The sequence below is a fragment of the Pseudoalteromonas sp. B131b genome (assembly GCF_037162545.1).
GTDB lineage: Bacteria > Pseudomonadota > Gammaproteobacteria > Enterobacterales > Alteromonadaceae > Pseudoalteromonas > Pseudoalteromonas fuliginea.
On sequence record NZ_JARLUZ010000001.1, the window covers coordinates 1,536,038 to 1,549,409 of the forward strand.

Annotated in this window: 13 protein-coding genes; 9 read left to right on the forward strand and 4 right to left on the reverse strand. The window is 37.4% G+C overall.

Annotated elements, in window-relative coordinates:
* Window positions 1-139: 139 nt before the first annotated feature.
* The gene (locus tag P4S65_RS07020; protein WP_007376768.1) at window positions 140-553 is read left to right on the forward strand and encodes an adenylyltransferase/cytidyltransferase family protein; all 414 of its coding nucleotides are present in this window, start codon (window positions 140-142) and stop codon (window positions 551-553) included.
* A gap of 407 nt (window positions 554-960) precedes the next feature.
* Here the strand turns inward: P4S65_RS07020 and P4S65_RS07025 are convergent, their stop codons facing one another.
* The 4 genes from P4S65_RS07025 to P4S65_RS07040 form a co-directional block, all read right to left on the reverse strand.
* Window positions 961-2,025, reverse strand: a complete 1,065-nt coding sequence (locus tag P4S65_RS07025) for a CDP-glycerol glycerophosphotransferase family protein (RefSeq protein WP_096792458.1) — start codon at window positions 2,023-2,025, stop codon at window positions 961-963.
* Window positions 2,026-2,434: 409 nt separating this feature from the next.
* A complete protein-coding gene (locus P4S65_RS07030) occupies window positions 2,435-2,935 on the reverse strand; it encodes a DUF3299 domain-containing protein (protein WP_096792459.1) in 501 nt (166 codons plus the stop codon).
* 14 nt (window positions 2,936-2,949) lie between these two features.
* Window positions 2,950-4,263: an ABC transporter permease gene (locus P4S65_RS07035; RefSeq protein WP_337119829.1), complete on the reverse strand. Its 1,314-nt coding sequence runs from the start codon at window positions 4,261-4,263 to the stop codon at window positions 2,950-2,952.
* Window positions 4,260-4,946 carry an ABC transporter ATP-binding protein gene (locus P4S65_RS07040; RefSeq protein WP_337119830.1) on the reverse strand — a complete coding sequence of 229 codons (687 nt, stop codon included), beginning with the start codon at window positions 4,944-4,946 and terminating at the stop codon, window positions 4,260-4,262. The genes P4S65_RS07035 and P4S65_RS07040 overlap by 4 nt, the downstream gene beginning before the upstream one ends.
* A gap of 390 nt (window positions 4,947-5,336) precedes the next feature.
* On the opposite strand from P4S65_RS07040, the gene P4S65_RS07045 reads away from it, so the two are divergent.
* From P4S65_RS07045 to P4S65_RS07080, 8 genes are all read left to right on the forward strand, one after another.
* On the forward strand, window positions 5,337-6,440 hold the full coding sequence (locus P4S65_RS07045; RefSeq protein WP_096792462.1) for a phosphoribosylaminoimidazolesuccinocarboxamide synthase: 1,104 nt from the start codon (window positions 5,337-5,339) through the stop codon (window positions 6,438-6,440).
* A 122-nt stretch (window positions 6,441-6,562) separates the two neighbouring features.
* Window positions 6,563-7,219, forward strand: coding sequence for a methylamine utilization protein (locus tag P4S65_RS07050; RefSeq protein WP_337119831.1), 657 nt, complete (start codon window positions 6,563-6,565; stop codon window positions 7,217-7,219).
* Window positions 7,212-9,527 carry a bifunctional diguanylate cyclase/phosphodiesterase gene (locus tag P4S65_RS07055; protein ID WP_008137361.1) on the forward strand — a complete coding sequence of 772 codons (2,316 nt, stop codon included), beginning with the start codon at window positions 7,212-7,214 and terminating at the stop codon, window positions 9,525-9,527. Before P4S65_RS07050 ends, P4S65_RS07055 begins: the two co-directional genes overlap by 8 nt.
* The gene (locus tag P4S65_RS07060) at window positions 9,514-10,347 is read left to right on the forward strand and encodes a DUF3034 family protein (protein WP_337119832.1); all 834 of its coding nucleotides are present in this window, start codon (window positions 9,514-9,516) and stop codon (window positions 10,345-10,347) included. The genes P4S65_RS07055 and P4S65_RS07060 overlap by 14 nt, the downstream gene beginning before the upstream one ends.
* Window positions 10,347-10,766, forward strand: a complete 420-nt coding sequence (locus P4S65_RS07065) for a group I truncated hemoglobin (RefSeq protein WP_033031584.1) — start codon at window positions 10,347-10,349, stop codon at window positions 10,764-10,766. The genes P4S65_RS07060 and P4S65_RS07065 overlap by 1 nt, the downstream gene beginning before the upstream one ends.
* Window positions 10,767-10,830: 64 nt before the next feature.
* Complete coding sequence (locus P4S65_RS07070; RefSeq protein WP_033038682.1) at window positions 10,831-11,895, forward strand: CDP-glycerol glycerophosphotransferase family protein; 1,065 nt, start codon at window positions 10,831-10,833, stop codon at window positions 11,893-11,895.
* 63 nt (window positions 11,896-11,958) lie between these two features.
* A complete protein-coding gene (locus P4S65_RS07075; protein ID WP_337119833.1) occupies window positions 11,959-12,390 on the forward strand; it encodes an adenylyltransferase/cytidyltransferase family protein in 432 nt (143 codons plus the stop codon).
* Window positions 12,391-12,393: 3 nt separating this feature from the next.
* Entirely contained in the window at window positions 12,394-13,227 is an 834-nt protein-coding gene (locus tag P4S65_RS07080) for a sulfurtransferase (RefSeq protein ID WP_337119834.1), read from the forward strand.
* The last annotated feature ends 145 nt before the right edge of the window (window positions 13,228-13,372 follow it).

Consider the following 13,372-nt stretch of genomic DNA (forward strand, 5'->3'; position numbering starts at 1 on the left):
CCAGAGTTTAGGTTAATTATACTATGTTAGCTTTAGTGCAGGTTTGTATTGGTTTGTTTCTGATTTTTATTCATGTTTATGCTTATGTTATCCTACGTACTAAATTATTAGGGTGTTACTTTTAGTCGTAGGTTTTGAAATGAAAAAAATAGGCTATACCACTGGGGTTTTTGATCTGTTTCATATTGGTCATCTCAATGTACTTAAACGCGCAAAGCTAGAGTGTGATTACCTTATTGTTGGGGTAACAAGCGATGAGTTATCTATATCGGTTAAAAACAAAAAGCCGGTAATCCCTTTTCAAGAAAGGCTAGAAATTGTCGAAGCGATTAAGTTTGTGGATGAGGTTGTTCCTCAAGTTAATTATGACAAACTAGAAGCGTGGAATAATTTAAAATTTGACAAAATGTTTGTCGGAGACGATTGGAAAGGCACTGATAAGTGGAACGCAATAGAAGAAGACTTTGCTAAGCGGGGAGTTGAAATAATGTATTTCCCTTACACTACGCATACTTCGAGCACTATTTTACGTGAAGTACTTAGTAAAATATAAAACCTGATTAAAATCGTATCTAGTTTAGAGTGTGTTTACTTCCCATACATAGGTTATAACGGCGCATAAATACCAATCCGCAATAATACTTAACCTGAACTTTGCTTGAGATAGATTTATTATCCAAAGTTCAGGTTACTTATACCAATCCGCAATAATACTTAATCAATTTGAGGGATCAAATCTGACGTTAACTGCGTTAAAAATTTCTGATATAGAATAACTAAATAACTAAATAACGAAATTTTTGCCTTGTTATCGACACGATTTTCTTACCTCAAAATAGCTCACTTAATTAAGTAATTGGTATTAATTAAGCTAATTGATATAAAAGCCTAGCTAAAACAAGTTTCAACCCTAAAAATCCAATAATCCTTTGTTTTGTATGTGATTGTTTGGCTTTAAAGTTATGACCACCAATAGTAATTTAGGCTTTTTCTAATTTTAAATTTACGAAGTAAGTTTAAAGGTTTTCTTTTTAGGTGAGATGTACCAGAACAAATTAAATTATTAATAGCGCCTAATACCCTCACACTCGACTTGCCATCTCTGTATGGATGAACACTGTCGCAGTATTGTTTTACCTTTTCTAATGTGTGCTCATCTTTTTGAAAAGCGCTTATTAAAGTACTTTCTAGGTCGGCTTCGTTACTAAAGTTAATCATCCAGTCTTTAGGTTTGCGGTTGTTAAACGCAACGGCTACTTTTTCTTGTAATGCAAATTCGGTAATAATTGATGATGTGTCAGACAGTATAATGTCGGTAGCCTGTAGAATTGGAATCACATCACCGGTGGTAATAAAGGTGAGGTTTTCGCAGGCGAGTGATTTATACATTTCAATTTCTTCGCTTGTCGCTTTTGGATGAAGCTTTACTATCCACTGCCAGTTTTGTGTTTTTAATAGCGCTTTAATATAAGGGTAAAGCTTGTAGGTACTTGTTAGCTTTGGCGAAAAAGTGGGGGCATATAATATGGTAGGCTTATCAGATTGATATAGCGCTATGTCTTTATGCTCAGTAAATAAAGGATCTAACTTTGACCAGCCGGTTTCGACTACGTCGCAAGTGCCATCGTTAATATCATTAAACCCTTGAGTAATATTTGGACCTTGTGTGCAATATAAGTCAAAAAATCCTCTAATATTAAATTTGTTCTTTTTGCCCGAATCAAAGCCATGAAAAACCTGCACTTTAATCCCAGGAAAAAAATGAGGGATCACGTTACCAGGCGCAAGTGTGGCATTGGCGTTATATTTTTTAACTTCTTTTATGTTGAGTAGCTGGTAATCATCAGGCTGTAAAAAGCCCTCTGCCTCACTTCCAGTAGGAATAAACCAAGCAACGCTGCCTCCTCGCTTTTTTATTTCGTGCTCTATGGGTCTTAAAACGTTAAACGAGTACGATAAATTTACAAAAAACAAATATTTAAATTCGCTTGTTTTGTTTAGAGAAGGCAGATCTTTATTTAGCACTGGTGGTTCCTTTTTTAACTGAAAAAGTAAAAGTATTTAACCTAAACTTTGACTAAGCGGTTTAGGGCATGTTGAAATTTGTTCAATCTAGGGGTAATTTAATCTCGGCTCGAGATTTGTAACCTGATAACGGCTCCTGCTTTACCCTACTGGCTTACATCCATGTAAGAATAAGTCAAAGCCGAACAATAAAGAGTCAATCGCCCCTAGGACGAACCCAAGGGTGGCGCATGTTTGGCATTTATGCTGCGTATCGCCTATTTATGGGGAACACCACACAAGAACACCACACAACGTAGGTTCTGCCTTGCCTAATAACCAAATATACTACTGCAAATTAAACCACCAAAGAACAACACGCCCTAATAACATATTGCGTTTAAATTTATCAGCCGTTCAGATTAGTTAATTAAAGTTCAAATGGCGCAACGCCAACTGCCTTCATTTTATAGCCTACTTGGGCTATTTCGCCTGACCACGTTTCTGTACTTATAACACCGGTTACAACGATTGCGTCATACAGGCTGTCTATAGGTACGCCACCTTTAATAGTGACATGCACAATTTGATTTGGCGGCGGTGGCGGTACGTGTATACATGCACCAAAATATGGGACGAGTAAAAACTCAGTAATAATTTCACTGTCACCTTCAAGTGGTACTACAAAGCCAGGTAAGCTTACAGACTGACCGTTTAACGCTTTAACTACAGGTGCGTCTAGATCGGGTTGCACCCAATTTTGATCGCTGCCTTCGTGATTGGCTTGTGCTTGTGTGTCTATTTGCACGTGATTTTTAGGGATTAAGTCTTCCCAAAAAATCTCTTTTGGTGGATTTGCATTACTTGCAAAACTTACGAGTAGTAAATTAATAATAGTAATATATTGAAAAGCTGTTTTATAAAACGTCATGGGATACCTAAAAATTATGTTTTTATACTCATGCCATCGCTGAGAGAATAAAAGTAAGCGCGTGTGGCAGGCACTAAACCAATAATAAAACCAGCTACCATAATAACGCCTATTAATGTGAGTTCATAGTAAGAGAGCATCGCTATATTTACGCTAATACCTGCATGGCTTTGTAGGTAGCCGGCACCTAAATACATAACTAAATAAAATAATGCACAGCCAACTAAGCAACCTAATAAAGTAGTTAACAGTGACTCTATGCTTATAAGTGTGAATAATTGCCAAGGGCGGGCACCTACCGAACGTAATATAGCAAGCTCACGGCGACGTTGACTTAGGTTTGCAAGCAGTGTGGTTAGCATGCCTAGTAAGCTAACAAGTACGACGATTGCGGAAAATAGTTGCAGTGTTTTTTCTACTATGGCGAGCATTTGCCATAATTCTTTCAGTGTTACGGTGGGCATAATACCAAGCAATGCTTCTTGCTTATATTGATTTATATTGCGCCTAATTTGCAATGTGTATAGCGGTGATTTAAAACCCATTAAAAATGCAGTGATTTGTTTTGGATGTCCTATAAGATCGTCATGTTCGTCATGTTCGTCATGTTCGTCATGTTCGTCATGTTCGTCATGTTCGTCATGTTCGTCATGTTCGTCATGTTCGTCATGTTCGTCATGTTTAGTGCTAGCTCTGGCATGTATTAAATCGATAGAGGCAAGCGGTATGTGTAACGTTTTATCAACAGGTGTGCCGGTGGGGTTTAAAATACCGACAACTTTAAATGGGTTGTCGTCATGATGATGAAAGCTAGTATTGCCCATACCGTGGGATATAACGATATGATCGCCAAGTTTATAACCTAATTTGTTAGCTACGCTGCTCCCCAGTACAACCTCGTTAATATTTAAAAATGGATGGCCTTGGTTAAAGCTTAAGTTTTGTTTTTTAGCAAAGCGGTAATGTTCAAAGTAGTCAAGAGTAGTGCCAAGTACAGCTTGGCCTTTATGGCTGTCGCCTAGGCTTATAGGTATGCTCCATTTTACGCCTCGCTGATTGGTTATATATTCATAACTTTGCCAGCTTACGCCGTTGTTGGTATGGCCAATTCTAAATACCGACGCAAGTAATAATTGAATATCACCAGTGCGTGCGCCCACAATTAAATCAGTGCTCGAAATAGTATTACTAAAGCTACTTTTTGCATCAACTCTTACACGCTCAATACTTAGCAATAACATAACGCTAATTGCAATAGTGAACAGTGTTAAAAATACGCTGGCACGACGATTTAATAAGCTTTTATAAGCCAGTTTAGCAAGGATCATATTTGCTCCTGCAAATGGGTTAAATCTATTGAGCGATCGAATAACGGTTTTAAGCTTTCGTCATGACTTACAAATATTAAGGTGCTGTTTAAATGCAATGCCTGTTCAAATAATAACGTTATAAAGCTTTCGCGGTTATTTGCATCAAGTGCTGATGTTGGCTCGTCAGCTATTATTAGCTCAGGGTTACCAATAAAAGCACGGGCTGCTGCAACACGTTGTTGTTGGCCAATACTGAGCTGTGCTACGTTTTTATGATGGTATTGCTCAATTAAGCCAAGTGCGTTTAATAAGCGCTCAGCTTCTTTGTGTAATGTTGTGGCGTATTTAAGTGCTTGGCTTTGCCGTACTTTAGAAAATTGACACCCTAAAATGACATTTTCGATAGGTGTTAAATAAGGTAATAAATTAAAATTTTGAAAAATGGTGCCAATATGGTCGGCTCTAAATGCATCGCGCTTGGTATTACTTTGTGTGTTTAGGCATTGATTTAAAATATACACATCACCGCTGGTGGCTGTATTAATTCCCGTAAGTAACGCTAATAAAGTAGATTTTCCTGAACCGCTTGGGCCATATAAAAAAATACGTTCGCCTTTTTCTACAGCCAGCTCTGCAATCCTTAGAGTCGGTTTTTTATCGTTTTTATGCCATTTAAAAGTAACGTTTTTTAGGCTGATCATTAAATGTATACCTGTATAAATCTGACGAAGATAAAACTCGGGTCAAGAAACTAACTAAGAGGTTGACCTGTAAATATAATTAAAGTTGCTTTTTGTTAGTTAAAATTTTTAAATGCAAACAAGGCGAATTTACGCGTCAATAGTGGGCCTATTGCAAGTGAATTCAACGCAGTTAGCGTTGAAAATTACTGCTTAAAATAGATTTACTACCCAGAGTTCAGGTTATTTAGCTTACCCGTAAAGTTTACCTTATCCCAACAAGCATATAAATATGTGCCTTTATTTGTTTTAAGCATCCGATTGAGCTTTAGGGTTGGCTAGATTATTATACAGCCCACATAACCCCATACCATACTTTGCTCAAAGAGCATCCCTAACCCCGGAGATAGCATGACTAGCTATAAAGTTTTAGATGTAAACGATGATTTACCCATTCGTACCAAAGGTGAAGTACACAGCGGTAAGGTTCGTTCAGTTTATTGGCTAACAGATGAAGACAGCGCGCGATTAATTAGCGACAAAGGCTATAAAGTACCTGCAGGCACTGAGCTTGCAATTATGGTTATTTCAGACCGAATTTCGGCGTTTGATTGTATTTGGCAAGGCGAAAACGGGTTAAATGGCGTGCCAGGTAAAGGGATCGCCCTTAACTCGGTTGCATCGCATTGGTTTAAATTATTTGATCAAGCAGGCCTTGCAGGTAACCATATTGTTGATATTCCGCATCCTTACGTATGGATTGTGCGCAAAGCCAGTACAGTAAAAGTAGAAGCGATTGCACGCCAATACATTACAGGCAGCATGTGGCGTGATTACGCAAAAGGCGTGCGTAATTTTTGTGGTATTGATTTACCAGAAGGCTTAAAAGCAAACCAAAAGCTTGATAACGTTTTAATTACGCCCTCAACAAAAGGTATTATTGAAGGTGTTACCGACATCCCACCTGTTGATGATGTAAATATCACGCGTGCTAACATTACTAATAACTTAGATGTATTTAACTTTAAGTCGGCAGATGATGTAACTAAGTACGAAAAACTGCTAGTTGAAGGCTTTAGGTTAATTAGCGATGAGCTTGCAAAGCTTGATCAAATTTTTGTGGATACAAAATTTGAGTTTGGTTATGTGGAAGATTTAAATGGCGCACAGCAACTTATTTATATTGATGAAGTAGGCACGCCTGATTCGTCACGTATTTGGGATGAAGCCGCTTATCGCGATGGCAAAATTGTTGAAAACTCTAAAGAAGGCTTTCGCCAGTTACTAATTAATAATGTGCCAGAAAGCGATGTATTATTAAATAAAGACCGTATGAATGAACGTGAACAACTTGCTAAAGATTATATTTTACCAGAATCAGTCATGCTTGAAGTGTCAAATACCTATGTAGGTATTGCGAGTAAAATTGTTGGCAAAGATATTGTTATACCTAGCGATCCTCGCCAAGAAGTAATTGCTATTTTAGATGCTGAATACGGATTGATTGTAAAATAACACGACTAAAGGATGACTTAACCTAGTTACTCGGTCTTTATTTGTGGTTACTGGGCTATAATTCTTGCAATTAGTGCTCGTCTCTAATTAACTTAGCTTAACGTTAATAGTTTGGTGTTGTTATGTTAGAGCGAGCATTGCAAAAAATTGCAAAAAATCGTTGTTTTTTAGCGATAGGTTTGTTTTTTAGCCATTTTGCTTTGAGCGCAAATATTGATTTAGTTATACAAGACCAACATGGTCAAGCATTACCAGATGCGGTGGTTGAGCTAAATCAAAATAATATAAAGTCTGCTTTTACATCAAAGACGGTTGCGACAATGGATCAAGTTAATAAGCAATTTTCACCTGAATTATTAATTGTTCAAAAGGGGCAGCAAGTAAATTTTCCTAATAGCGATAATATTCGCCATCATGTGTATTCTTTTTCACAAGCCAAGCCTTTTCAGCTAAAATTATATTCAGGGCAACCAAAAGACCCTATTGTATTTGATAAGCCCGGTGTGGTTGTTTTAGGATGCAATATTCATGACTCTATGATTGGCTATATTTATGTGGCAGATAATCATCTTGTTTATAAAACAGATGAAAGAGGGCGTGTTACTTTGCCAGCCACTTCTTCTGAGGTGACTGTATGGCATCCTCTTCAGCGTGCCGCATTGGAGAATAAAAAAATAATTACTATTAATTCTCAAACTCAGCTTTTAATAACCATAAATACTTCGGTCCCAGAGCTTCGAAATACATTTGGCAGTAAATTTAAGGCCCAAAATGACTAATAGTTTAAAAAACCGTATAACCATACTCTGCGTTGGCTTAGTGCTATTAACCACTGTGGTTAGCTTATTTAGTTTTTGGTGGTCTACGAGTAAATTCCAAGAAGAAAAAGTTAACCAAGATATAAGCGTTGCCCAAAGTGTATACAAGCAATACTTAAAGTCAAAAGAGAGCCTATTATTAACCGCCGCTAAAGTACTTACCTCTGACTTTGGCTTTAAACAAGCTGTTGCTACACGAGACGCCGGTACAATAAGTAGCGTATTATTTAACCACAGTCAGCGTATAAACGCCGAGCTAATGTTGTTAATTGATTTGTCGGGTAAATTAATTTCGGCTAATACCAGCGAAGATATTTACGGGCACGATTTACAGCCGCTAATGAAGGAATTATTAAGTACTTCGGAGCAATCTAGTTTTGTTGTTTTAAATAACGAACTTTACCAAGTGATTTTACTTCCTGTTAAGGCGCCACGTACAGTTGCTTATAGTTTAGTTGGATTTAAAATAAATAACGAAGTGGCCGCCGAGCTTAAAAGCTTAACAGGTATGGATGTAAGCTTTATAGGCAGTGCGGATAATTTAGTTATTAGCTCTTTAGTTAAACGCCCAACCCCTTTTGAACCTGTGAACTATTTTAATACGTTAACCACATCACGCTTTTTTGGTGAATATTTAGTGTATCGCAATCGTGATATTGATTTACCGTCGCTACTTTCTCACCCAATAGTTATTTTACTCAGTGCCGATTTAACGCAAAGTTACAGTGATTTTGAAAAGCTATTTTTTACATTAATGATATTGGCTATTTTAACCATGTTTGTAGGTGTTATAACAAGTAGCTTATTAGCAAACAACCTTACTACTCCTTTATCTCAACTCGCTGTTATTGCTAGGCAATTTGCACAAGGTAACTATAGTTTCGAATTTAAAGGAAAAAAACAAAGTACAGAAATAACGACCCTAGTTGATGCATTTAATAGCATGGGTAACGATATTAATGAACGTGAGAAACAAATTAGTTTTCAGGCTCGCCATGACTCCCTTACAGGGTTTTATAATCGTTCAGCAATGCTAGATGTGTTGGGGGATGAATTAGATGCAACGAATGAATACACACTTGTTGCTATTGATATTAAGGGTTTGCGACACATAAACGATAAGTTAGGCCCTCGTGTTGGGGATGACTGTTTAAAAGCGGTAGCAAGTCGTATAAGTGAGTTTTCTGATGAGCTAGGTGGTTTTCATGCGCGAATTGGCGGCGATGAATTTTTAACGGTATTCCCAGCAACTGCAGCACAAGAGCTAAAAAGTGGCATTGACGGCTTAATGATGCAATTACAGGCTTGCTATACCATTCAAAAGTTAAAAATTAATTTACGGTTTAGTGCCGGTATTGTGCAATACCCAGCGCAAGGTATTACTAGCGATGATTTAATGCGCCGTGTATTGATTGCTGTCGACAGTGCTGCGAGCGATCATGAAAGTATTCATTATTATCAAAGTGGCGAAGATGAGGCGCATTTAGAACGCTTAATAATGCTTGATGAGTTAAAACAAGCAATTATTGACGATGATGGCCAATTATTTATGACCTATCAGCCTAAGTTGCATATGAAAACGCAAAAAATCGATAAAGTTGAGTCGCTTATACGTTGGCAACGAAAAGATGGTAGCTGGGTTAATCCAGAGCTATTTATTGATTTAGCTGAGCAGTCGGGGCTTATTGTTGAGCTAACCGCGTGGGTGGTTAATACCGTTGTTGCACAGGTAGCTAACTGGCAATCAAAAGGCATTGAGTTACAAGCCGCTATTAATGTATCGGCGCAAGATATTGCATTTTCGGGATTTCATTCAGCTTTGGTCAGTACGCTTGAAAAACATAAAGTAGACCCTAAGTTGATTACGATTGAACTTACCGAGCGCGATATGATCGAAAATGAAGAGAAAGGTATTAAAGCACTCGAAAATTTAAAGGCAATTGGCGTTAAAATATCACTAGACGATTACGGCGTAGGGCAAACGTCACTTGGGCGCTTAAAAATGCTACCTATTGATGAGTTAAAATTAGATAAGTGTTTTATTTTAAAACTTGATGAGTCACAAAAAGATCAGTTTATTGTGCAGTCTTCGATTACGTTAGGTCATCAATTAGGATTTTCTGTTGTTGCTGAAGGGGTCGAAACATTGGGGTCTTTAGAGTTGCTTAAAAATATGCAATGCGATCATGCACAAGGCTATTATTTAAGTAGACCGTTAAAAGCTGAATTACTTGAAGAATGGCTTCTAGATCATTATGTATCACATTAAATATTGGAGCGTAGTTGCCTTTTGTTTAATGAGTTTACCGTGTGTAGCCAGCAGTGGAAAACTGCTTGCTACTCCTGGTGTGTCTCAAATTGAAGGCAATGCGGGTGGAGGCATTGTACCTTGGGCGCAACTAGCTGGTTATGCCAGTGATGATGAGTTTTCGATAAATGGCTTTTGTAGCCGGGCAGATGTAACCGATTACACTCTTGATGTATGCGGTGCCCAGTTAAACTTGTTTAATCGTGTTGAATTTAGTTACGCAATACAGCAATTTGATGTACCGGCATTCAATGCGCAGATAGAGCAAAATATTAGCGGCGTTAAAGTTCGTTTATATGGGGATATTGTTTACAGTGAGTGGCCACAATTAAGTGCAGGCATTTTACATAAATCACTGGATGATGGTTCTATTGCACAGTTAGTTGGCGCGAAAAGTATCAGTGGAACCGATTTTTATTTAGCGGCCAGTAAATTACATTTAGGCGCGATTGCAGGTTACAACTGGTTTTGGAACTTAACGACACGCTACAGCGAAGCAAATGAATTAGGCTTGCTAGGCTATGGTGGTGAAAGCGACAGTACTAGGGTGTTGTTTGAAGGCAGTACTGCACTTTTTTTAAGCCGTGAATTGGCCGTAGGTGTTGAGTATCGTCAAAAAGCGAATAACCTTAATTTAGGCGAACAAGATTGGAAAGATGTATTTGTGGCTTGGATACCAAATAAGTACGTGAGTATAACAGCGGCTTATTTAGACTTAGGACGCATTGCCGGTGCTAATGATCAAACTGGTTGGTATTTTTCGGTAACAGGGTATTGGTGATGCAAAATATAGCCTTATTTTTATTATGCGCAGGGTTATTAGTAGGCTGTGCAAATAAACCTGCACTGTCGCTTTATCAGCAGTTAGATGGAAAAGCAGGTATAGCTAAGCTTGTTGATAGTTTTATCTATCAAATAGGTAACGACGAGCAAGTATTTCATTACTTTGAACACGCTAATATTACGCATTTTCGTGATGGTTTTATTTCCCATATGTGTATGTTATTTGAAGGCCCATGTGAGTACAGAGGCGATTCTATGATTGCTATTCATACGGGTATGAATATATCGGAAAAAGACTTTAATCATGTGGTTGATTTACTTGTTAACGCAATGAATGAGCAAAATATTAGTTATAACGTGCAAAATAAAATACTTTCAAAAATGGCACCACTACGTGGTGGAATAATAAAAATATAGGTACCTTGGTTTTTGTTATGTGGCTTTCAATGTAGAATATAAAGAAAACAACTGTGGCGATACTATGAATATAATTTTTGACACTCAAAGCCTTTATTACCTTCCTCAGTACATTCCAGTATTTAAAAAGTTATGCGAAAAAGGCATTAAAAGTCAGTTTGTTTTTTATAAAAATAGTCATCAGGATTTGATTCAAGGTGTTATAGATAACTACAATTTAGAACATATATGGGTTGAAAATCAGCTACAAGCTATTGATTACTACGAGCAAGAAAAATCTGATTGGGTATTTTTTGCTAACTCATTTTGCCATCTAGAACGTTTACATAAGGTATCTAAAAGTGCTCAGCTTGGACATGGGATCGGCCCTAAATCAAGTTATTACACTAAATCTAGCCAAGCTATGACTGCACGTTTTGTGGAAGGTGAATACAGATTAAGCCGCTTACAGAGTATGTACCCTGATGATACGTTTATTGATGTAGGTTTTTGTAAATTAGATCCTATTTTTAATAATGAAGAAATTGATGGAGCACTCTCATTAGAAGGCTTTAGTGATAAAAAGCAGACCATTTTGTATGCGCCAACATTTTATCCAAGTAGCTTAGAACTGTTTCCTGAAAACTGGCCTGAACATTTTAGTGATTACAATATTTTAATAAAGCCTCATTATTTTTCGATTAGTAAAGAAAAGTATAAATGCCATTTAGCGCTGCTAAATCACTGGTCTACTTTCCCAAATGTTTATTTGGCTAAGGTTGAGGATTATTCTCTGGTGCCTTTTTTAGATAAAGCCGACTTGTTGATTAGTGATGCATCGTCAGCTTTATTTGAATTCGCACTATTAAATAAGCCGGTTATTTGGTGTGATTTTTTAAAGTTGAGATGGAGCTATAAAGGAATTTTTTCTTTTCGTTTTAAAAAACGTATGGACCGAGATTACGGGGAATACGCAAATATTGCGGTACATGCTAGTAAATATAAAAATCTAAAAAAACTAGTTGTAGAACAATTAGCTAAACCAGAAAAGCTAGCTAATACTAGGTTAGCTTTATCGGAAAAACTCGCGGGCAAGTTAGACGGCAAAGCGAGCCAAAGAATTGTTGAGTACATAATTGAAAATAACTAAGCTAACTGGACGTTACTATATTTTATAAAAGGATTTCTTAAACTTAAAAATAATAAACTAGGTTTGTTAAATGAAAAAATTGGATATACAACGGGTGTTTTTGACTTATTTCATATTGGTCATTTAAATATTCTTAAAAGAGCAAAATTAGAGTGTGATTACCTAATTGTAGGTATAACAACGGATGAGTTGAGCCAGTCAGCTAAAAATAAAAAGCCAGTAATTCCCTTTCAAGAGCGCATGGAAATAGTTGAAGCAATTAAGTTTGTTGACGAAGTTGTCCCGCAGGTTAATTATGATAAAGAAGAAGCGTGGAACAATTTAAAGTTTGATAAAATGTTTGTTGGTGATGACTGGAAGGGCACTGAAAAGTGGCAAAAGATTGAAGCTGACTTTGCAAAGTTTAATGTAGAGATATGTTACTTTTCGTATACATCTCATACGTCGAGTACAATGTTAAGAAACGTATTAGATAAAATAAATAACACGAAATAAATCATGAAAAACCTTATCTCCTGCCAGCAATTACAAACACAACTTAATGACCCTGCATTAGTGATATTTGATGCAGGTATGCTGCGCCCAGGTGTTTTGGGTACTTATTCGCCGCAAGTAGTGCTGCCTAACGCTAAACGTTTTGACATAAAAAACGAGTTGGCTGATAGGTCAAACCCGCTACCAAGTACAATGTGCAGCGCACAGCAATTTACCAGCGTTATGCAAAATGCAGGCGTAAATAAAGATGCGTTTATAGTTGTATACGAAGATGGCGGTTTATTTAGCGCAGCAAGAGCATGGTGGATGTTTAAAGTTATGGGGCATCACAATGTTAAAATACTCAGCGGTGGTCTTAAAAAGTGGTTGGAGTACGGCTACGACGTACAACAAAGTTATAGCGAGGCTGTAAGTGCTGGTGATTTTGCGGCAAGCTATAATTGTGAGTATTTTATTAATAGTCAACAAGTGCTTAACGCAATAGATGATCCTAATACTTTATTGCTTGATGCACGTGCTTATAAGCGTTTTAGTGGTGAAGAAAGTGAACCTCGTAAAGGTATGCGTAGCGGGCATATCCCAAATAGTCGCTCGTTACCTTTTATGGATTTACTTAATAAAGGTGAAGCCAAACCACTTACTGAAATTAAAGCGATATTTAATGACGTAGTCGGTGATGCGCAGCAGTTACAATTTAGCTGTGGCTCAGGTATTACGGCGTGTGTTTTAGCGTTATTGGCTACTGAATGTGGTTACAGTAATTTAAGTGTTTATGATGGCTCGTGGAGTGAATGGGGCGCAAGTGATTCGTTTCCAATTGCTACGAACGAGACATAAAACAGCTGTAGACGTAGAGCTTGCTCACGTTAAAAGCGCAGCTTTTGCGGTTTAATTTACAAGCTCCACTAGTTCGCCTGCACTCTGCGTATTTACAGATAAATTTAACACCGAGTAAAGATTAGTTGTAGACGTAGAGCTTACT